The organism is Cupriavidus sp. OV096, assembly GCF_900115455.1.
Classification (GTDB): Bacteria; Pseudomonadota; Gammaproteobacteria; order Burkholderiales; family Burkholderiaceae; genus Cupriavidus.
This window is the reverse complement of sequence record NZ_FOWM01000014.1, coordinates 38,146-56,892: the sequence shown is the minus strand read 5'-3', so window position 1 is coordinate 56,892 and position 18,747 is coordinate 38,146. Positions and strand designations below refer to the sequence as shown.

The window sequence follows — 18,747 nt, the reverse complement described above, 5'->3', positions numbered from 1 at the left end:
CGGAGAGCACACGATGACGCGATACCAATCGATGGCGCTGACCGCCGTCGCTACCCTGGCCCTGGCTGCCATGGCCACGTTCAGCCTGTCGGCCCTGGCCCAGGATGCCGCCAAGCCCGCCCGCGCCACCAAGTCGGCCAGCGCGGCCACCACCGCCAAGGTCACCGACGCCGACGTGCGCCAGATGATCGAAAGCTCCTTCACCTCGAAGGGCCCCGCCACGGTGGAGGGCGTGATCAACCAGGATGGCGCCCAGAAGGCCTGCAGCCAGTACCCGGACCGCACGCGCGTGCCGGCCACCATCGCCAAGAAGGTGGAAGCGGCCGAGCTGAAGCAGGTGAAGTATCCGGCCGACAGCAACTGGATCGGCGACTGGAAGGAGGGCGAGAAGATCGCCCAGAATGGCCGTGGCATGCAGTTCACCGACCCGGTGGGCGGCGTGAACGGCGGCAACTGCTACGCCTGCCACCAGATGACCAAGGCCGAGATCTCATTCGGCAATATCGGCCCGTCGCTGTACCAGTACGGCAAGCTGCGCGGCAATTCGCCGGAGGTGGTGAAGTACACCTGGGGCAAGATCTGGGACTCCAACGCCTACAGCGCCTGCTCCAACATGCCGCGCTTTGGCCACAAGGGCATCCTGACCGAGCAACAGATCCGCGACGTGATGGCGCTGCTGCTGGACCCGGCATCGCCGGTCAACCAGTAAGGCCGGCGCGGCTCCGGGCATGAATCGACGCGAATTCCTGCAGGTGCTGGCCGTGGCCGGCGCGGGCGGCATGGCCTTGCCCGCCGGCGAGGCCCAGGCCGCCCGCGCCGCCCAGCAGTTCTACGACGTGCCGCGCCACGGCAACGTCCACCTGCTGCATTTCACCGATTGCCACGCCCAGTTGCGGCCCGTGCACTTCCGCGAGCCGAGCGTGAACGTTGGCGTGGGGCCGTGGGCGGGCAAGCCGCCGCATCTGGTGGGCGAGGCGTTCCTGCGCCAGTACGGCATCCGCCCGGGCACACCGGCCGCGCACGCGTTCACCTCGATCGATTTCACCGAGGCCGCGCGCCGCTACGGCAAGGTCGGCGGGTTTGCCCACCTCGCCACACTGGTCAAGCGCCTGCGCGCCAGCCGCCCCGGCGCGCTGCTGCTGGATGGCGGCGACACCTGGCAGGGCTCGGCCACCGCGCTGTGGACCCAGGGCCAGGACATGGTCGATGCCGCGCTGCAACTTGGCGTGGACGTGATGACGCCGCACTGGGAGATGACGCTCGGCGCGGACCGCGTGAAGGAAATCGTCGGCAAGGATTTCAAGGACCGCGTGTCCTTCCTCGCGCAGAACGTGAAGACCAACGATTTCGGCGATCCGGTGTTCGATCCGTACGTGATCCGGCACATGAACGGCGTGCCGGTGGCCATCATCGGCCAGGCGTTCCCGTACACGCCCATCGCCAACCCGCGCTACCTCGTGCCCGACTGGACCTTCGGCATCCAGGAGGAAAGCCTGCAACAGGTGATTGACGACGTGCGCGGCAAGGGCGCCCAGGTGGTGGTGCTGCTGTCGCACAACGGCATGGATGTGGACCTGAAGCTGGCCTCGCGCGTGCGCGGACTGGACGCCATCCTGGGCGGCCACACCCACGACGGCGTGCCGGCGCCGGTGCCGGTGAAGAACCCGGGCGGGACCACGCTGGTCACCAACGCGGGCTCGAACGGCAAGTTCCTGGGGGTGCTGGATTTCGACGTACGGAATGGCAAAGTCGTCGATTTCCGATACAAGCTGCTGCCGGTCTTCGCCAATTTCCTGCCCGCCGACCCGGACATGGACGCGCTGATCCGCAAGGTGCGCGCCCCCTACGAAGCCAAGCTCGGCGAGGTCCTGGCCGTGAACCGCGGCCTGCTATACCGGCGCGGCAACTTCAACGGCACCTTCGACCAACTGATCCTGGACGGCCTGATGGCGGTGCAGGACGCCGAAATCGCCTTCTCCCCGGGCTTCCGCTGGGGCACGACGCTGGTGCCGGGCGAGCCGATCACCATGGAGGCGCTGATGGACCAGACCGCCATCACCTACCCGTACACCACGGTGACGGCGATGACCGGCGAGACCATCAAGACCGTGCTCGAGGACGTGGCGGACAACCTGTTCAATCCGGACCCGTACTACCAACAGGGCGGCGACATGGTGCGCGTGGGCGGGCTGCAGTACACCATCGACCCGAACCAGCCCATGGGCCAGCGCATCAGCGACATGCGCCTGGCCGGCCGTCCGCTCGACGCCGGCAAGACCTACAAGGTAGCCGGCTGGGCCCCGGTGGCCGAGGAAGCCCGCCAAACGGGCGGCCCCCCGGTGTGGGACGTCATGGCGCAGTGGCTGCGATCGAACAAGGAAGTTAGCGCCCGGCCGCTGAACCTGCCCACCGTGCGCGGCATGGACGGCAACCCCGGAATGATGGGCTGAGGTCCTTTCTCCGATGTGCAGTGTTGGGCGGACGCAATTGATACCCCGCGCGGAGTTCGGTTAGAATCGTCCGTCACGGGCCGATAGCTCAGCTGGGAGAGCGCTGCGTTCGCAATGCAGAGGTCGGGAGTTCGATCCTCCTTCGGTCCACCAGGATTTGTCTTACGAAACAACGCACTACGTCGAGAGATGTGGTGCGTTGTTTTGCTTTGGGGGATTCTGAATCGCTAGAATCCCAATGCGTCCGTGCGTCCGCATCGTTGAGATTCGCCATCCGGTCGTTCGCCGAATCGCAGAGCGTATAGTTTCCTCCCATGCACATGCCCAAATCCCCGGAACACACAGCGCCAGGCATCGGCAACGCCGCCACCGACCCCGCCGCCCGCGCCCAGGCCGGCCGGCGTAGCACCCTTGTCAGCGTGGCCGTCAATGTGGTCCTGACCATCGCGCAGGGGTTTATCGGCGTGGTGGCGGGGTCCCAGGCGCTGGTGGCGGACGCCATTCACTCCCTTTCCGATCTGGTTTCGGATTTCCTCGTGTTGTTCGCCGGGCATCACGGCAGCAAGGATCCGGATACCGATCACCCGTACGGGCATCAGCGCTTCGAGACCGCGGCGTCGCTGGCGCTGGGGGCCATCCTGCTGGCGGTGGGGGTGGGCATGCTCTGGGCGGCCATCGGCAAGATCCAGCATCCCGAAGGGGTGCAGCCGGTGAAGGCGATTGCGCTATGGGTGGCCATCGCCACGCTGATCTTCAAGGAACTGCTGTTCCGCTACATGCTCCGCGTGGCGGAGCGCGTGCGCTCGAGCATGCTGGTGGCCAATGCCTGGCATGCGCGGTCCGATGCGGCGTCGTCGCTGGTGGTGGCGCTCGGCATCGGCGGGAACCTGCTCGGTTATCACATCCTGGACCCCGTGGCGGCCATCGTCGTCGGGCTGGTGGTGGCGCGCATGGGGCTGCAGTTCGGCTGGACGGCCCTGAGCGACCTGATGGACCGCGCCGCCGATGACGACGTGGTGGCCGCCCTGCGCGCCGCCATGCTCGACACCCCCGGGGTGCTCGGCCTGCACGACCTCAAGACGCGCAAGATGGGGGATATGGTGCTGGTTGATGTCCACCTGGAGATCCGCGCCGACCTGACCGTGGAGCGCGGTCACGCCATCGCTACCGAGGCCCGCCGCCGCGCCATGCTGCGCGACGATGTCCTTAACGTGATGACCCACGTGGACCCGGTGCCGGCCCCGGACCCGGCCCCCTCGTCAGCGCAGGTCGCTGCGGCGGTAGAGGCTCAGGCCGACCGCCAGGAAGGCGAGCATGCCGGCGCAGCTCCGGTTGATCCACTGCACGGCGCGCGCTGACAGCGTGCGCATGGCGTGGCGTCCGCCGTACGCGTAGATCGACATCATCAGGATGTCCATCAGCGCGGCGATGACCGCCAGGATCGTGTATTGCAGCGCCACCGGCTTGTCCGCGTGGACGAACTGCGGCACGAAGGCCGAGGTAAACAGCAGCGTCTTGGGGTTGGAGAGCGCCACGAATAGCGCCCGGAAGAACGCCGCCCGGCCGCTGGCCGAGGCCGCGCCGGAGGTGGCCACCAGCGCCTGCGTTGGCGCGCGCCACATCCCCCACGCCAGGTAGAGCAGGTAGGCGGCGCCCATCCACTTGATGATGGTGAACCACTGCTCGGACGCCAGCAGCAAGGCGCCCAGCCCGCAGCCGACCGCGCCGATCAGGATCAGGTCGGCCAGCGCCGCGCCGGCGATGCCGCAGGCGGCCACCCGCATGCCCCGCGTGGCGCCGTTGCTCAGCGCGAGCAGCATGGTCGGGCCGGGCGTGACCATCACGGCGGCGACCGCAATCAGGTAGAGAAAGAGGGTAGTGGCATCCATCGCGGGGGCTCCTTCGGCAGCGAACCGCCAGTGTGCCCCGATCCCTGCCCGCATGCACGGGCCCTGTGGACATCTTCGCTACGCCTTGGGGACAACCACATGGATTGCCTGTGGCCTGCCTGGGGGCCGCATGTGGGCGGTATACGGATATCTCGGCGGCGTGGCGGGGGATGAAACCGGGCGCGAGGCGGTTGTCCACGTATACGCGGTGCGCCGCCCCTAGGTTGTCTTTTTTCCAAGCCCCTGACGGGAAAGGGAAAAGCCGGCTTATCAACGGCCAGGGGCGACGTTTACCTACTACTACTATTTATGCATACGTAAACAATATCTGTATACGTATACGCACCGTTGCCGAAACAGAAAAGCGCTGTGGATGGATCGGCTTCCAGCCAGCCTTCCGGCGAGGATCAGCGCGGCACCTTGAAGGCCTTGCGGGCCTTCAGCACCTCGGCGCGGGTCGCACAGCCTTCGAAATGATCGTTGACCAGGCCCATGGCCTGCATCAGCGCATACATCGTGGTCGGGCCGACGAACTTCCAGCCGCGCTTCTTCAGGTCCTTCGAGAGCGCCACGGACTCCGGCGACGTCGTCATCTCGCGCAGCACGGCCGGCGTGACTTTCTTCGGCCGCGACTTCGGGTCCGGCTCGAACTTCCAGAAATAGGCCGCCAGCGAGGGTTCGGTCTTCAGCAGATCCTGCGCGCGCTGGGCGTTGTGGATGGCGGCCTCGATCTTGCCCCGATGGCGGATGATGCCGGCGTCGCCCAGCAGCCGCTCCACGTCGCGCTCCGTAAACCGGGCGACCTTGTCGATCTCGAAATTGGCGAATGCCTTGCGAAAATTCTCACGTTTACGCAGGATCGTCAGCCAGCTCAGCCCGGACTGGAAGCCCTCCAGGCACAGTTTCTCGAACAGGCGCCGATCGTTATCGACCGGGAAACCCCATTCGTGGTCGTGGTAGTGGCAATAATCCTCGATCGTCCCGCACCAGCTGCAGCGTACCCGGGGCTGCGAGGCGGTCTCTGTCGATGTCATGCGTGAAGCTCCTGATGGGGTGGACGGCGCGCGCTGGCGCTTTGGCTGGGATCATGCCCGCACCTGCGGATTTGCGGAAGCCGGAATCGGACATGTAAAGCGGACACAAAAAGCGGACACAAAAAAGGCCAACCCGAGGGTTGGCCTTCTGACTTTCTACGACCCTGCAGCGCGCTCAGGCGAGCCGCTTGCCCGTGCGGTCGTGCATGAACGCCAGCGCCACGATGCTGATCATCGCGGCGGCAATCACGTAGTAGGCCGGCGCAAGCTTGTTTTGCGTCGACGTGATCAGCCACGTCACGATCAGGGGGGCGAAGCCGCCGAAGATCGTCACGGCGAAGTTATAGGCCAGCGAGAGGCCGGTGGAGCGCACCTCGGTCGGGAACTGCTCGGCCAGCACGGCCGGGGCCGGGCCGGTGAACGCGGCCAGCAGGATGCCCAGCACGATCTGCACCTGGAGCAGCGTGGCCGTGGTCGGCGACACGTTGAGCCAGTGGAACAGCGGGTAGGCCAGCGCGCCGATGGCCACCGCCACCACGGTCAGCATGCGCTTGCGGCCGACGCGGTCGGACAGCATGCCCATCAGCGGGCACAGCACCAGGATGATGGCGCCGCAGATCGCGGTCGACTGGAACGTCGCGCCCAGCGGCAGGCCGAGCTGCTGCTTGGCGTACGACGGCATGTAGAACACCAGCACGTAGGTGCAGACCGTCCAGAGGATGGTCACGCCCAGGCCGGCCAGTACTTCGCGCGGATGGTCGCGCAGCACCTGCGAGAGCGGCGAGAACTTCACATTGTTCTTGCGACGTTCGGCCTGGCGCGCCTCGAACTCGGGCGGCTCTTCCAGATGCGAGCGGATGTACATGCCCACGGGACCGATCAGCAGCCCGAACAGGAACGGAATGCGCCAGCCCCAGGCATCGATCTGCTCCGGGCTCAGGCCATTGGTCACCAGCGCACCCATCGCCGCGCCGAGCATGAACGAGATGCCCTGGCTGGCCTGCTGCCAGCTGGCATAGGCGCCGCGCTCCTCGTCCGGTGCGTGCTCGATCAGGAACGCCGTGGCGCCCCCGACCTCGCCGCCGGCCGAGAAGCCCTGGATCAGCCGCGCCACCACGATCAGCGCCGGGGCCCAGAGGCCGATGCTGTCGTAAGTGGGCGCCAGGCCGATGATGGCCGTGCCGAGCGCCATCAGCAGGATGGTCAGCGTCAGCGCCGCCTTGCGGCCGACACGGTCGGCGTAGACGCCGAGCACGATGGCGCCCACGGGCCGCATGAAGAAGCCCACGCCGAAGGTGGCTACGGTCAGCAGGAACGAGGTGAGGTCGTCGCCGGTGGGGAAGAACAGCTTGGCGATGATGACCGCGAAGAAGCTGTAGACGGTGAAATCGAACCATTCCAGGCCGTTGCCGATGGTCGCGGCGAGGATCGCGCGTCGTCGGGTGGCTTTGGACAGGTCATTGGCAGTGGCAGCTGTGACGGACATTACACTTTTCTATGACGGTGAAAACAGCCGCCATCTTAAGCGAATCCTTACATTTGCCGGGTTTGGGTGTGCGGTTGGGAGGGATCAGGTACCGCCGTGACGGCGTCATTCTGCGCCGGCGGGGCCGGTTTCTTGCGCGTGAACCACAGCCAGAGCGCGCTGGCGATCCAGCCGGTGACGAAGACGGTGTCGCCGGCGTGGTTGAACAGTGCGGGGGCCAGCGGCGTGCCGAAGACGGCGGCCAGGGTGTCCGCCGGCAGCCGCGCCACGATCCACAACACCACGGCGGGCCCGCTGCCATAGACGCCCGGCTGCCACCACAGCGCGTGGGGCAGGGCGTGAAGGGGAGCGTGGGGCTTGAACACGATGTTCGCCGGTGGGCCGGTCCGAGGCAGCTTGGGGAGGCGATCCGGGGATCGCAGGCTTTTCGCCATCATAGGCCCAATCGCCATATGCCTGCCGTCAGGCGCGGGCCTACGCTGTCGGCCTGTGTGCGCTATCCAACGCGGTGGCGAGGCGGGTGTGACGCGCACGGTCCGATGTTCAGAAAATTTGCACGAGGTATCCGCAATCGGGGTACGCCGGGGGCGGCCATTGTTGCCAAACTTCATGCAGTTGGACAAAAGGATTGAAGGCCATGAGCACGCTTCCCGCCATTTACGTGTCACACGGATCGCCGATGCTGGCGATCGACCCCGGCCCCACGGGCGCCGCATTCGATGCGCTGGGCGAACGCCTGCGCGCGCGCCAGCCCAAGGCGGTGCTGGTGATCTCGGCACACTGGATCTACAGCACGCTGGTCGTCGGCACGCGCACGCGCCAGGAGGCGTGGCACGACTTCGGCGGCTTTCCGCGCGAGTTGTACGCGCTCCGCTACGACGCGCCCGGCGCCCCGGACGTGGCCGCCCGGGTCAAGGTGCTGGTCGAAGCCGCCGGCGTGGAGGGCGTCTGCTACGTGGCCGAGGACGCCGATCGTCCGCTCGACCACGGCGCCTGGATGCCGATGCGTCACTTTTTCCCGGACGCCGACCTGCCGGTCCTGCAGCTTGCGCTGAACCCGTACCTGAGCCCCGCCACGCAGATCGAAATCGGCCGTGCGCTGGCACCGTTGCGCGATGAAGGCGTGATCGTGATCGGCTCGGGCAGCTTCACGCATAACCTGCAGGAAGTGTTCGGGGGCGGGCGCAAGGCCCAGCATGGCCCGGAGACCGAGCCCTATGTCGATGCATTCCGCGATTGGATGAAAGACGCGCTGGACGAAGCGCTGGCCACCGGCGATACCAGCCGGATCGCCGGCTACCGGGACAACGCGCCATTCGCCCGCCGCGCGCACCCGACCGACGAACACCTGCTGCCGTTCTTCGTGGCGCTGGGCGCGGCGCTCGGCCCTGCATCGGCGACCGATGGGCAGGCCCAGGTCGATCGCATCGCGGATGAAGTCACCTACGGCGTGCTTGCCATGGACACCTTCGTGTTCGAGGGGCAGGGCGCGGGCAGCGCCCCCGCTCGGCAGGCCGCCTGATCTTCCTTCGGGCTAGCGCGGCGTGAGATACCGCCGCGCGGCGCGCGCCCCGAACAGCGCGATCACCCCCATCGTCACCGCCACCACGGCCAGCCCGAAGCGCAGGTTGGCCAGGTGCGCCACCCCGCCGATCAGCACCGGCCCCAGCAGCAATCCCACATAGGCGAAGCGCGCCACGCGCGCGATGCCCTCGGCAGCGGTCACGCCGGGCAGGCGCGACGCCGCCACGAAGAAGATCGGCACCATATTGGCCGCGCCCAGCCCCATCAGGCTGAAGCCGATGAGCGTCGGCACCGGCCACGGCGCCGCGATGGCCAGCGCGATGCCGGCAAAGCCGAGCCAGGCGCTGCCGGTCAGCGTGCGGGCATCGCCAAAGCGCGCGCGCAGCAGGTCGCCGCCAAAGCGCCCACAGGCCATGCCGCCCGAGAACGTGGCGTAGCCAAAGCTGATCCAGCCGAGCGGGGCTTCCGCCACATCGCGCATATAGACCGCCGTCCAGTCGTACATCGCCCCTTCGCCGACCAGCCCGAGGAACGCCATCAGCCCAAGCAGCCAGAGCGCGCGGGAAGCGTGCGCGCGATGGTGATGGTCGGTCGTCGGCATGGCCGGATGATCGGCCAGCAGCCCGCCCGCAACGCCCACGGCGGTCAGCGCCGTCATGGCCGCGATCATCGCCGCATGGGCCAGCGGCGGCACGCCCAGCGTCAGCATCAGTCCGCCGAATGCCGCCCCGGCCATGCCGCCTAGGCTGAACATGCCGTGCAGGGCCGACATCACGGGCCGGGGGCGGCTGGCCTCCACCGTGGCGGCCTGCGCGTTCATCGACACGTCGAACGCGGCGTTGGCCATGCCGAAGAGGAGCAGCATCGGCAGCAGCAGCGTGAAGGCAGGCATGGCGAGGATGCCGAGCGTGCAGAGCGCGAACGCCACGCCGCCCAGCATCGAGGCCCGCCCGCTGCCCAGCCGCGCCACCCAGCGGCCGACCGGGCCCATCGCCAGGATGGCGCCGCCGGCCACGGCCAGCATGGCGAAGGAGAGCATGGCGTCCGATAGCCCGAAGCGCGCCTTGATGGTCGGGATGTGGACGCCCCAGGTGGCGAAGGTGGCGCCGTTGACGAAGAACAGCGCCATGGTGCCGCGCGTGGCGCGGGAGACATCGCTCATGCGGCGGCCTCCGGGCGCAGCAGCCCGCGCTTGTGCAGGGCGAAGCCGAACGCCAGCAGCGCGCCCACGGCCAGCGCCACCATCACCCACAGCATCAGCCAGTAACCGCCGGCGGCGCGCCACAGCAGCGCGCCGAACCACGGCGCGGCGGCCTGCATGATCAGGACCGGCGTCATCATCAGCCCGTTCAGCGTGGCGTAGTGGTGGCGGGAGATCAGCTCGGGCATGGCCATCGCGCGCAGCATGGTGTTGACGCCATTGGCGCAGCCATAGAGCACGGCGGCCAGCATCAGCCAGTAGCCGTGGCCGAGCGCGAAGCAGAGCAGCCCGGCACCCATCAGGCAGTAGACCGGCATCGACAGCCGCACCGGGTGGTGGATCGGCAGGCGCGCCATGGCCAGCCGGCCGGCCACCTGCGCGGGGCCGATCAGCGCCGCCACGATGAGCTGCTGTCCCACCGGCATGCCCTTCTCGGTCAGCATCGGGATCAGGTGCGCGCCGAGCAGCGAGGCGACTACGGCCGTCGCCGTGAAGGCCAGCACCACGGCCCAGAACACGGGCTGGCGCAGCGTCAGCCGCGCGATGCCGGGCCCGCCGGCGCCGGCAAGTGGCCCGCCAGCCTGCGCGGACGCGTAGGTGGCATGCGCCGTGTAGCGCAGCCGCGCATGCAGGGGCGCGCAGACGAACAGGTTCAGCGCGGCGAAGATCACCAGCGTGCCGCGCCAGCCCAGGTGCAGTACCAGCCACTGGCCGAGCGGGATAAAGATCGTGCTGGCGAAGCCGGCCAGCAGCGTCACGTGGACGATCGGCTTCTGGTAGCCATCGCCATACGCCTGGCGCAGCACCACGAAGGCGGGTTCATAGAGCGTGGACGCCATGGCCAGCCCGAGCGGAATCCACATCAGCAGGAACATCGTCGGCGAGGGCGACCACGCCCACAGCAACAGGCCGATGGCCGCCAGCACGGAGCCGCATCCCATCACCTTGCGCGCCGGCACGCGGTCCAGCAGCCGGCCCACGGCGAACGAGCACAGCGCCCAGACCAGCAGCCCGAGCGAGAACCCGCCGGCCAGGAACGGCTTGCCGAGGCCCAGCGACTGGTGCATCGGGTCGATGAAGACCGTGAACGTGAAATAGAGCGTGCCCCAGCTGATGATCTCGGTCAGGCCGAGCGTCCAGACGATATGGCGGGGCGGGGGCGCAGCGGTGGGTACGGCGGGGGCGTCGATGGTGGTCATGGCGCGCCCGGCGCAGGGCGGGGGCGCGCCGGTGGCGATGCGATGGATGAAGCGGGAATTGTATCGGCGTGACGGGCGAATGCCTACGTCAGTGCACTTGCTCAGGGACTGCCATCGCCGGGCAGGTTGGGCGGGCCTTTCAGTTCGACGGTGTTGCCGTCCGGGTCCTTCACATAGATCGACGGACCGGTGCCTTCGGCCCCGTAGCGCTGTTCGACCGGCCCGGTATCAACGTGATGAATGCGCAGATGCTCAAATATCGCCTCCGCATCGAACGGATCGATACGCAGGCAGAAATGGTCGAGGTTGCGGCCCTCTGCCCCCGGTCCCGCGCCGCCGGCACGGCCGATCGGGCCGTCCAGCGAAACGAGGTCGATCAGCCCGTTGCCGGCGCGGAGCTGCGTCAGGCCGATGGCGGTCTGCTCAAGCTCCAGGATGCAGCCGAGCACATCGATATAGAACCGCACGAGGCGCGGCACGTTGGCGGTGCGCAGTACGAGGTGGTCGATGCCGGCGATGCGGAGCATGGGCGGTCAGCCAGGATCAGGCGTGGAGGCCGTCGTACTCGATGACCTTGAGGCTGCCCAGATCGACGTTATCCACACAGCGCACGTTCACGGCGGCGGTGGGATTGCCCTTCGGGTCGGTCGCCTCGGCGTAAGGGCCGCAGCCGCAGACCGGGCAGAAGCGATGCGCGATCTTCATCGTGTTGAAGCGGTAGGTGGTGGCGTGCTCGTCCGGCGTCTTGAGCCGGAACTGCGCCTTGGGCACGAACCAGAGCAGATGCCCGCGCCGGCGGCAGATGGTGCAGTTGCACTGCAGCACCTGCGTGATCTCGCCATCCGCCTCGAAGGCGACGCGGCCGCAGTGGCAGCTTCCTTGATACGTGGTCATGGGGTCTCCTTGTCGGGGTCTTCCGCCCGATCACTGGTCCGGAATCAGCCGCTTGCCCAGGCTGACGGCCGCATCCCGGCCATAGCCGAGCTTCGCGTAGAACGCCATCACGGCGTCGTTGCCTTCGCGCACCTGCAGGTTGATCTTGGGGCAGCCGCGCTCGATCAGCAGCGCCTCGGCGCGCGCCATCAGCATACGCCCATAGCCGCGCCCCTGGCAGGCGGGCGCGACGGCGAGGTAGTAGACCCAGCCGCGATGCCCGTCGAAGCCGATCATCGCCGTGGCCACCACGTGGGCATCGACCTCGCCGACGAGGAACAGCTCGGGCTGCTCGGTCAGCTTGCGCGCGATGTCGCGGTGGGGATCGTTCCAGGGGCGGGTCAGGCCGCAGGCTTGCCACAGGGCAACCACGGTGGATTCGTCGGCGGGGCGGTAGGGGCGGATCTGCATGAGCGGAAGTAGAGAACAGGGGAAGACAGGGTGAACCCCAGTGTACCGAAAGCGACAGTCATCTACCCGACACACTTCCGGTTTAAATTTTCATTCGAACATCTAACATGATCGAATGAGCCTAACTCCGCGACAACGTGAAATCCTCGACTGGCTGCGCGATGCCAGCGAACTCAGCACCGACCAGCTTGCCGATCGCTTCCAGGTCAGCACGCAGACGATCCGGCGTGACATCAACGACCTGAGCGAGCAGGGCCTGGTGCGGCGGCTGCATGGCGGGCTGAGCCTGCCGGCGGGCCAGCGCAACCTCAGTTTTTTGCAGCGCAGCACGGCGCAGATCGAACGCAAGCGGCGCATCGCCCATGCGGCCATCGCACTCGTGCCGGACAACGCCACGCTGTTCCTCGGCTACGGCACCACGGTGGCCGAGTTCGCGCGCGCGTTGCCGGCCGACCGGCCGCTGCGCGTGGTCACCAACAACCTGGACGCCGTGCACGCGCTGGCCGAGAAGCCCGCCATCGAGACCTGGGTGGCCGGCGGCCGGCTGCGTCCCGGTGACCGCGACGTGATGGGCAGCGCCACGCTCGACTTCATCCGCCGCTTTCGCGCGCATCTGTCGATCTGCGGCGCGGGCGCGGTGGATGCCGACGGCAGCCTGTTCGAGTTCCACCCGGACGAGGCGGAGTTCACCCAGGTGCTGTTCGCCAACAGCCACGTCCGCGCGGTGCTGGCCGACAGCAGCAAGTTCCTGCGCGACGCGCCCTGCCGCGTGGCCACGCTCGCCCAGATCGACCATTTCTTCACCGATGAGGAAGCCCGCACCGACGCTGGCGCGGACCTGCCCGCGCTGTGCGAACGCGCGGGTGTCTCGCTTCATATCTGCTGACGCAATCGACGACCCATACGCTGATAAGAACCCATGGCCTACCTGCGACTCGACAACCTGCAGCAGCGCTTCGGCGAGCAACACGTGCTCCGCGGCATCGACCTCGACGTGGCGCGTGGCGAGTTCATCGCGCTGCTCGGCGCCTCGGGCTGCGGCAAGACCACGCTGCTGCGGCTGATTGCCGGACTGGACCGGCCGAGCGGCGGGCGGATCTGGTTCGATGGCGCGGACGTGACCGACGTGGACCCCGCCGCGCGCCACCTGAGCATGGTGTTCCAGTCGTACGCGCTGTTTCCGCACTTGAGCGTGGGCGAGAACATCGTCTTCGGCCTGCGCGCGCGCAAGCTGCCGCGCGAGGAGCAGGCGGCGCGGCTCAAGCAGGCCGCCGACATGCTCGGGCTGGACAAGCTCCTCGCGCGCAAGCCGGGTGAACTCTCGGGCGGGCAGCGGCAGCGCGTGGCGCTGGCACGCGCCATCGTCTCGCATCATCCGGTCTGCCTGATGGACGAGCCGCTCAGCAACCTCGACGCCCAGCTACGTGCCGAGATGCGCGCCGAACTGCGCAAGCTTCAGCGCGCGCTCGGGCTGACGGTGATCTACGTCACCCACGACCAGGTGGAAGCCATGAGCATGGCCGACCGCATCGTGCTGATGCATCAGGGCGAGATCGCCCAGGTCGGCACGCCCGAACAGCTTTATGAGCAGCCAGCCACGCCCGTCGTGGCGCGCTTTATCGGCCAGCCGCCGATGAATTTGCTGCGCGTGCCGGGGCTGGACGGGCTGGTGGGCATTCGTCCCGAACACATCGCGCTGGCGGCGACGGGCACTGCCGGCACGGATATTCACGATGGCGTCGTCGCGCGCAGCGAATATCACGGCGCAGACACGCTGATCGAGGTGCAGGTCTACGAGCAGCCCGTGCTGGTGCGCCATCCGGGCCGGCTTGCGCTGCAGACCGGCAGCCGGCTGGCGCTGGAATGGCCGGCCGCACGCGCCCACCGGTTTGCCGCGTGAGGGGCCTCCCTCCATCCCCATGACTTTCCCGATGTTTTGATTCGTCTTTCACCAGGAGCCTTCATGTCGTTCAAATCCCGTGGCCTCGCCCTCGCGCTGGGCGCCGTTCTCTCGATGGCCGCGCTCGGCGCGGCGGCACAGACGCAGGTGACCATGTACTACCCGGTCTCGGTCGGCGGCCCGCTGACGCAGGTGGTAGACAAGCTGGTCGACCAGTTCCAGCAGGCCAACCCGGACGTCAAGGTCAACGCCATCTACGCCGGCAACTACGACGACGCCCGCACCAAGGCGCTGGCCGCCCTCAAGGCCGGCACGCCGGTGCAGACCTCGGTGCTGTTCTCGATCGACCTGTTCGAGCTGAAGGACCAGAACGTGATTCGCCCGTTCGATGACTTCGCCACCACGCCGGAAGACAAGGCGTGGCTCCAGAGCTTCTACCCGGGCCTGATGGACAACGGCCGCGCCGACGGCAAGACCTGGGGCATCCCGTTCCAGCGCTCGACCATCGTCATGTTCTACAACAAGGACGCCTTCAAGCAGGCCGGCCTGGATCCGAACAAGCCGCCGCGTACCTGGACCGAGATGCGCGAGGCTGCTGCCAAGCTGGTGAAGCAGGACGGTGGCGCCACGTCGCGCTGGGGCGTGATGATTCCGTCGACGGGCTACGCCTACTGGATGTTCGGCGCGCTGGCCAAGCAGAACGGCGCCACGCTGATGAACGCCGCCGGCTCGCACACCACCTTCGACACGCCCAAGACCGTGGAGGCGCTCCAGTACTGGACCTCGCTGGCCAAGGACGGCCTGAGCCCGAAGGGCCTGATCGAATGGGGCACGCTGCGCCAAAACTTTGTCGAGGGCAAGACGGCGATGATGTGGCACTCCACGGGCAACCTGACCGCCGTGCTCAAGGATGCCAAGTTCGACGTGGGCGTGGCCCCGCTGCCGGGCAACCCGACGGGTGGCTCGCCCACCGGCGGCGGCAACTTCTACCTGTTCAAGAGCGGCAGCGAAGCCGAGCAGAAGGCCGCCTACCGTCTGGTGCGATTCCTGACGGCGCCGGAACGTTCGGCCGAATGGAGCGTGGCCACCGGCTACATGGGCGTGAGCCCGGCCAGCTACGAGACGCCGACGCTCAAGAGCTACGCTGCCAAGGTGCCGCAGACGCTGGTCGCGCGTGACCAGCTCCAGGTGGCGACGGCGGAACTGTCGACGCACCAGGCGGGCCGCGTGCGCAAGGTGCTCGAGGACTCGCTCCAGTCGGCCATCACCGGCCAGCAGGAGCCGAAGGCCGCGCTGGCCGGCGCCCAGGCGCAGGCTGACCGCATCCTGAAGCCGTACCAGCGCTGACGCGGCGGGCCCACCGTGAACGACATCCGCCACGCCATGACTTCCCGATCCTTCGTCTCCAGGCCGGCCGTCCATGCGTGGCTGATGTTGCTGCCGGCGCTGGTGCTGCTGGCGGCGTTCACCTACTGGCCCATCGCGGGCAGCGTCTGGGAGAGCCTGCACACGCAGGCGCCCGGCGTCGCTCCGATGTTCAGCGGCGCGGACCAGTTCGCCGCGCTGCTGGACGACCCGGTGTTCCTGCAGGCGCTGCGCAACAACTTCTGGTACGCGCTGGTCACGGTGCCGGTCTCGGTAATGCTGGCGCTGGCGATGGCGCTCTGGGTCAATGAGCGCTTCGCGGGCCGCGGCCTGCTGCGGCTGGCCTTCTTCACGCCGACCATCCTGCCGATGGTGGCCGCCGCCAACGTCTGGCTGTTCTTCTACGCGCCCGACATCGGCCTGTTCAACCAGCTGCTCGGCGCCGCCGGCATCGCCGGCCGCAACTGGCTGGGCGATGTGGAGACCGTGCTGCCCGCGCTGATGGTCATCACCATCTGGAAGGAGGCGGGCTTCTTCATGATCTTCTACCTCGCCGCGCTTCAGTCGATCTCACCCGAACAGCGCGACGCGGCGCGCATCGAGGCGCCGTCCGCCTGGTACCGGCTACGGCGGGTCACCCTGCCGCTGCTGGCGCCGACCACGCTGTTCGTGGTCGTCAACGCGCTGATCAACGCGTTCAAGCTGGTCGATCACCTGTTCGTGCTCACGCGCGGCGGCCCGAACAACGCCAGCACGCTGCTGCTCTACTACCTCTATGAAGTGGCGTTCAAGTTCCAGGACATCTCGTACGCCTCGGCGCTGACGCTGGTGCTGCTGGCGCTGCTGGCCCTGTGCTCGGCGCTCCAGTTCTGGTTCTCCCGCAAGCGGGTCCATTACCGATGACGATCGCTCCTCCCCGGTTGTTGCTTCCCGTGGCCGGCTGGCTGGCCGGCCTGCTGTGGATCGCCCCGTTGCTGCTGATGTTCTGGGCAGCCTTCCACCCCGATGGCGATGCGCTGCGCCTGTCCTTCGACACCCGCTGGGGCTTCGGCAACTTCCCCGCCGCGTGGCGCGTGGCGCCGTTCGCGCGTTACCTCGTCAACACGTTCTGCATCGTCACGCTGCTGCTGGTGCTCCAGCTGCTGGTGTGCACGCTGGCTGGCTATGCACTGGCGCGGCTGCGCTTCCCGGGCCGGGGGCTGGTGTTCGCCATCGTCATGCTCCAGCTGATGGTGATGCCGGAGGTGCTGATTACCGAAAACTACGTCAGTGTGGCGCGGCTCGGGCAGGTGGATCACTACCTCGGCGTGGCGCTGCCCTACATCGGCAGCGCGTTCGGCATCTTCCTGCTGCGCCAGACCTTCATGATGGTGCCGCAGGAGCTGGAGGACGCGGCGCGCATCGAGGGCCTGGGCCGGCTGGCGATCCTGCTCAAGGTCTACGTGCCGCTGGCCCGGCCCACCTACCTGGCCTATGCGCTGGTGTCCATCAGCTATCACTGGAACAACTTCCTGTGGCCGCTGGTGATTACCAACACCGAGGCAAGCCGGCCGGTGACCGTGGGCATGGCGCTGTTCGCGGCGCCCGAGACCGGTGTGGACTGGGGCGTGCTGTCCGCCGGCACGCTGCTGTCGATTGGCCCGCTGCTGGTCGCCTTCCTGCTGTTCCAGCGCCAGTTCATGCAGTCGTTCATGAACGCCGGCATCAAGTAGCCCGACAAAACTGGCCCCGCGCGAGGCGGGGCCCGGGCGCGATCAGTGGTTGCGCCAGCGCTGCACCATCACCTGCTGGACCTTGCCCTTGAAGAAGTAGCGGCGGTCCGTGGCGCCCTGCGGGTCGGCGCCGATCACGATCGGGCTGGTGTTCAGACCCACGCCGCCCGTCACCGAGACCGACGGGGTGCGCTCGACGTTGTTGACCCAGAGCCGCACCGCGCCGTCGCCGTCATAGGCGCCGACGATGAAGTACGAATCCGTGCCATTGAGCGAGGACAGCGGCACGGTGGCGTACTGGTAGCCGCCGTTGACGTAGACGCCGAAGCGCAGCAGCGTGCCCGCCTGCTCCAGCGCGAAGCCGCCCGCGTCGCTCTTGGCAAGGATCGCGGCGGTGGCGCCCGAGGTCAGGTCGTCGAAGTTGACCACCGCGCTGACCAGGAAGCCGCCGTTGATGTCGTTGTCGGCCTGCCAGGTCGTGACCGACTGCGCGCCGGCAAACACCATGCTGCCGCCCACGCGGTCCTCATCGGACGTGACCGACAGCACTTCCAGCGTCGGCGTGGTGCCGCTCTGGGCCACCGCGTAGTTCGTCGGGCCGGTGCGCTTGTAAGTCAGCGGGTAGGCGGTCTGGGTGAGCGTGTTCATGTGCACCAGCGACGTGGCTTCGGTGATCAGCGCCCGCGCCGAGGTAGCCAGCGGCGTGGCGCCCCGGTCGTAGTCCGAGGTGATGAAATCCACGTCCTCGCGCAGCGCCGACAGGTACAGTTCGCCCAGGCTGGCCGGCGTGGTGTAGACGCCCACGCCGAGGCCGAGCAGCTTGGCCTGATCGATCGCGCCGAACAGGCTCGCCATCCGGTATTCGAGTTCCACGCCCTGGAAGCCCAGGCTCTTGGCCGTGCGCATGCGGTTGCGGATATCGCTCTCGATCAGGGCATGGAAGCGCACATGGTCGCGGATGCTCGCGAATTCCGACTGTGCCAGCAGCGCCTGGGCGCGCACCAGATGCTGGTGGCGGTTATTGCCGTCCATAAACGCGCGCAGCATGACCGGCCGGCCCGCCGTGGCGTAGCCCCAGTCGCGGATCGCGCGCAGCACGCCGAGCATCAGCGTGTCGCTGGCGGCGGCCGTCGAGTAGCCCTCCTTGATTTCGAGGAACAGCATGCGGTCGCTCTGCTGCAGCGCGGTATTGGCCAGCGCGCTGGCGAAGGTGCCCACGGCGGACTCCGAGTCGCTGTGCTCGACATAGACCTGGCCATCGGCGTGCAGGGTCAGGTCGAACTCCACGAGGTCGAGCCCCCGGTTCAGCGCCATCGACACTTGCGTGGTCGTGGCGGCATTGCTGGCGCCGTAGCAGTTATGGCAGGACAGCGCGACCGTGTTGCCGAGCGGCGAGACCGGCAGGCTGCGGGACACGCCGGTCCAGTAGCCCGCGAACGCCGGCGAGAACACGGCCGCGAGCAACAGCCCGGAACATGCGCGAATGAAACGTCGAAACACCAGCGTAGTGGACGGCATGCGAACCTCGCTTTGAAGGTGGAAACGGCGATTGGAACTGCGAAAAGTGCCGCGTGATGCCCGGCTGGGCGGCGGCAATGCGGATTGTTCCGGCTGACCGTGTCAGCGCCGTGACGCTGTTGCGG

19 protein-coding genes and 1 tRNA gene are annotated in these 18,747 nt (G+C 67.7%); 10 read left to right on the top strand and 10 right to left on the bottom strand.

The window, feature by feature from the left end:
• Window positions 1-13 precede the first annotated feature (13 nt).
• The 4 genes from soxX to BM115_RS23640 all read left to right on the top strand — a co-directional run bounded on the left by soxX (window position 14) and on the right by BM115_RS23640 (window position 3,808).
• A complete protein-coding gene (gene soxX, locus BM115_RS23655; RefSeq protein WP_092300137.1) occupies window positions 14-709 on the top strand; it encodes a sulfur oxidation c-type cytochrome SoxX in 696 nt (231 codons plus the stop codon).
• Between the two features lie 19 nt (window positions 710-728).
• Window positions 729-2,450, top strand: a complete 1,722-nt coding sequence (gene soxB / locus BM115_RS23650) for a thiosulfohydrolase SoxB (protein WP_092300134.1) — start codon at window positions 729-731, stop codon at window positions 2,448-2,450.
• A gap of 77 nt (window positions 2,451-2,527) precedes the next feature.
• A tRNA-Ala gene (locus BM115_RS23645) sits at window positions 2,528-2,603 on the top strand.
• A 167-nt stretch (window positions 2,604-2,770) separates the two neighbouring features.
• A complete protein-coding gene (locus BM115_RS23640) occupies window positions 2,771-3,808 on the top strand; it encodes a cation diffusion facilitator family transporter (RefSeq protein WP_092300410.1) in 1,038 nt (345 codons plus the stop codon).
• On the opposite strand, the gene BM115_RS23635 is transcribed toward BM115_RS23640, so the two are convergent.
• The 4 genes from BM115_RS23635 to BM115_RS23620 all read right to left on the bottom strand — a co-directional run bounded on the left by BM115_RS23635 (window position 3,710) and on the right by BM115_RS23620 (window position 7,182).
• Window positions 3,710-4,339 carry a LysE family translocator gene (locus BM115_RS23635; RefSeq protein ID WP_092300131.1) on the bottom strand — a complete coding sequence of 210 codons (630 nt, stop codon included), beginning with the start codon at window positions 4,337-4,339 and terminating at the stop codon, window positions 3,710-3,712. The genes BM115_RS23640 and BM115_RS23635 overlap by 99 nt on opposite strands.
• A gap of 407 nt (window positions 4,340-4,746) precedes the next feature.
• On the bottom strand, window positions 4,747-5,373 hold the full coding sequence (locus BM115_RS23630) for a DNA-3-methyladenine glycosylase I (RefSeq protein WP_092300128.1): 627 nt from the start codon (window positions 5,371-5,373) through the stop codon (window positions 4,747-4,749).
• A 175-nt stretch (window positions 5,374-5,548) separates the two neighbouring features.
• Window positions 5,549-6,859 carry an MFS transporter gene (locus BM115_RS23625; protein ID WP_092300125.1) on the bottom strand — a complete coding sequence of 437 codons (1,311 nt, stop codon included), beginning with the start codon at window positions 6,857-6,859 and terminating at the stop codon, window positions 5,549-5,551.
• A 47-nt stretch (window positions 6,860-6,906) separates the two neighbouring features.
• On the bottom strand, window positions 6,907-7,182 hold the full coding sequence (locus BM115_RS23620) for a hypothetical protein (RefSeq protein ID WP_369823533.1): 276 nt from the start codon (window positions 7,180-7,182) through the stop codon (window positions 6,907-6,909).
• Window positions 7,183-7,496: 314 nt separating this feature from the next.
• Here BM115_RS23620 and BM115_RS23615 point away from each other — a divergent pair, with 314 nt between their 5' ends.
• Window positions 7,497-8,381 (top strand): dioxygenase family protein, encoded by an 885-nt coding sequence (locus BM115_RS23615; protein ID WP_092300121.1) that lies wholly within the window; start codon window positions 7,497-7,499, stop codon window positions 8,379-8,381.
• 12 nt (window positions 8,382-8,393) lie between these two features.
• Here the strand turns inward: BM115_RS23615 and BM115_RS23610 are convergent, their stop codons facing one another.
• The 5 genes from BM115_RS23610 to BM115_RS23590 form a co-directional block, all read right to left on the bottom strand.
• Window positions 8,394-9,545, bottom strand: coding sequence for an MFS transporter (locus BM115_RS23610; protein ID WP_255370961.1), 1,152 nt, complete (start codon window positions 9,543-9,545; stop codon window positions 8,394-8,396).
• Window positions 9,542-10,783, bottom strand: a complete 1,242-nt coding sequence (locus BM115_RS23605) for an MFS transporter (RefSeq protein WP_092300118.1) — start codon at window positions 10,781-10,783, stop codon at window positions 9,542-9,544. The genes BM115_RS23610 and BM115_RS23605 overlap by 4 nt, the downstream gene beginning before the upstream one ends.
• A 101-nt stretch (window positions 10,784-10,884) precedes the next feature.
• Window positions 10,885-11,310: a VOC family protein gene (locus BM115_RS23600; protein WP_092300115.1), complete on the bottom strand. Its 426-nt coding sequence runs from the start codon at window positions 11,308-11,310 to the stop codon at window positions 10,885-10,887.
• A gap of 16 nt (window positions 11,311-11,326) precedes the next feature.
• Window positions 11,327-11,677, bottom strand: a complete 351-nt coding sequence (locus BM115_RS23595) for a GFA family protein (RefSeq protein WP_092300112.1) — start codon at window positions 11,675-11,677, stop codon at window positions 11,327-11,329.
• Between the two features lie 30 nt (window positions 11,678-11,707).
• Window positions 11,708-12,127 (bottom strand): GNAT family acetyltransferase, encoded by a 420-nt coding sequence (locus BM115_RS23590; RefSeq protein ID WP_092300109.1) that lies wholly within the window; start codon window positions 12,125-12,127, stop codon window positions 11,708-11,710.
• 115 nt (window positions 12,128-12,242) lie between these two features.
• On the opposite strand from BM115_RS23590, the gene BM115_RS23585 reads away from it, so the two are divergent.
• The 5 genes from BM115_RS23585 (at window position 12,243) to BM115_RS23565 (ending at window position 17,104) form a co-directional block, all read left to right on the top strand.
• Window positions 12,243-13,013, top strand: a complete 771-nt coding sequence (locus BM115_RS23585; protein WP_092300106.1) for a DeoR/GlpR family DNA-binding transcription regulator — start codon at window positions 12,243-12,245, stop codon at window positions 13,011-13,013.
• A 33-nt stretch (window positions 13,014-13,046) separates the two neighbouring features.
• Entirely contained in the window at window positions 13,047-14,027 is a 981-nt protein-coding gene (locus tag BM115_RS23580; RefSeq protein ID WP_092300103.1) for an ABC transporter ATP-binding protein, read from the top strand.
• A 63-nt stretch (window positions 14,028-14,090) separates the two neighbouring features.
• Entirely contained in the window at window positions 14,091-15,374 is a 1,284-nt protein-coding gene (locus tag BM115_RS23575) for an ABC transporter substrate-binding protein (protein WP_092300100.1), read from the top strand.
• Between the two features lie 36 nt (window positions 15,375-15,410).
• Entirely contained in the window at window positions 15,411-16,295 is an 885-nt protein-coding gene (locus BM115_RS23570; protein WP_092300402.1) for a carbohydrate ABC transporter permease, read from the top strand.
• Window positions 16,292-17,104: a carbohydrate ABC transporter permease gene (locus tag BM115_RS23565; protein ID WP_092300097.1), complete on the top strand. Its 813-nt coding sequence runs from the start codon at window positions 16,292-16,294 to the stop codon at window positions 17,102-17,104. Before BM115_RS23570 ends, BM115_RS23565 begins: the two co-directional genes overlap by 4 nt.
• 42 nt (window positions 17,105-17,146) lie before the next feature.
• Here the strand turns inward: BM115_RS23565 and BM115_RS23560 are convergent, their stop codons facing one another.
• Window positions 17,147-18,622: a LamG-like jellyroll fold domain-containing protein gene (locus BM115_RS23560; protein WP_092300094.1), complete on the bottom strand. Its 1,476-nt coding sequence runs from the start codon at window positions 18,620-18,622 to the stop codon at window positions 17,147-17,149.
• Window positions 18,623-18,747: the final 125 nt, after the last annotated feature.

What these genes read in the sequence shown, in the direction of transcription:
- soxX (WP_092300137.1), top strand. Translation starts at nt 14, where the DNA reads ATGACGCGATACCAATCGATGGCGCTGACCGCCGTCGCTACCCTGGCC.
- soxB (WP_092300134.1), top strand. Translation starts at nt 729, where the DNA reads ATGAATCGACGCGAATTCCTGCAGGTGCTGGCCGTGGCCGGCGCGGGC.
- BM115_RS23640 (WP_092300410.1), top strand. Translation starts at nt 2,771, where the DNA reads ATGCCCAAATCCCCGGAACACACAGCGCCAGGCATCGGCAACGCCGCC.
- BM115_RS23635 (WP_092300131.1), bottom strand. Translation starts at nt 4,339, where the DNA reads ATGGATGCCACTACCCTCTTTCTCTACCTGATTGCGGTCGCCGCCGTG.
- BM115_RS23630 (WP_092300128.1), bottom strand. Translation starts at nt 5,373, where the DNA reads ATGACATCGACAGAGACCGCCTCGCAGCCCCGGGTACGCTGCAGCTGG.
- BM115_RS23625 (WP_092300125.1), bottom strand. Translation starts at nt 6,859, where the DNA reads ATGTCCGTCACAGCTGCCACTGCCAATGACCTGTCCAAAGCCACCCGA.
- BM115_RS23615 (WP_092300121.1), top strand. Translation starts at nt 7,497, where the DNA reads ATGAGCACGCTTCCCGCCATTTACGTGTCACACGGATCGCCGATGCTG.
- BM115_RS23610 (WP_255370961.1), bottom strand. Translation starts at nt 9,545, where the DNA reads ATGAGCGATGTCTCCCGCGCCACGCGCGGCACCATGGCGCTGTTCTTC.
- BM115_RS23605 (WP_092300118.1), bottom strand. Translation starts at nt 10,783, where the DNA reads ATGACCACCATCGACGCCCCCGCCGTACCCACCGCTGCGCCCCCGCCC.
- BM115_RS23600 (WP_092300115.1), bottom strand. Translation starts at nt 11,310, where the DNA reads ATGCTCCGCATCGCCGGCATCGACCACCTCGTACTGCGCACCGCCAAC.
- BM115_RS23595 (WP_092300112.1), bottom strand. Translation starts at nt 11,677, where the DNA reads ATGACCACGTATCAAGGAAGCTGCCACTGCGGCCGCGTCGCCTTCGAG.
- BM115_RS23590 (WP_092300109.1), bottom strand. Translation starts at nt 12,127, where the DNA reads ATGCAGATCCGCCCCTACCGCCCCGCCGACGAATCCACCGTGGTTGCC.
- BM115_RS23585 (WP_092300106.1), top strand. Translation starts at nt 12,243, where the DNA reads ATGAGCCTAACTCCGCGACAACGTGAAATCCTCGACTGGCTGCGCGAT.
- BM115_RS23580 (WP_092300103.1), top strand. Translation starts at nt 13,047, where the DNA reads ATGGCCTACCTGCGACTCGACAACCTGCAGCAGCGCTTCGGCGAGCAA.
- BM115_RS23575 (WP_092300100.1), top strand. Translation starts at nt 14,091, where the DNA reads ATGTCGTTCAAATCCCGTGGCCTCGCCCTCGCGCTGGGCGCCGTTCTC.
- BM115_RS23570 (WP_092300402.1), top strand. Translation starts at nt 15,411, where the DNA reads ATGACTTCCCGATCCTTCGTCTCCAGGCCGGCCGTCCATGCGTGGCTG.
- BM115_RS23565 (WP_092300097.1), top strand. Translation starts at nt 16,292, where the DNA reads ATGACGATCGCTCCTCCCCGGTTGTTGCTTCCCGTGGCCGGCTGGCTG.
- BM115_RS23560 (WP_092300094.1), bottom strand. Translation starts at nt 18,622, where the DNA reads ATGCCGTCCACTACGCTGGTGTTTCGACGTTTCATTCGCGCATGTTCC.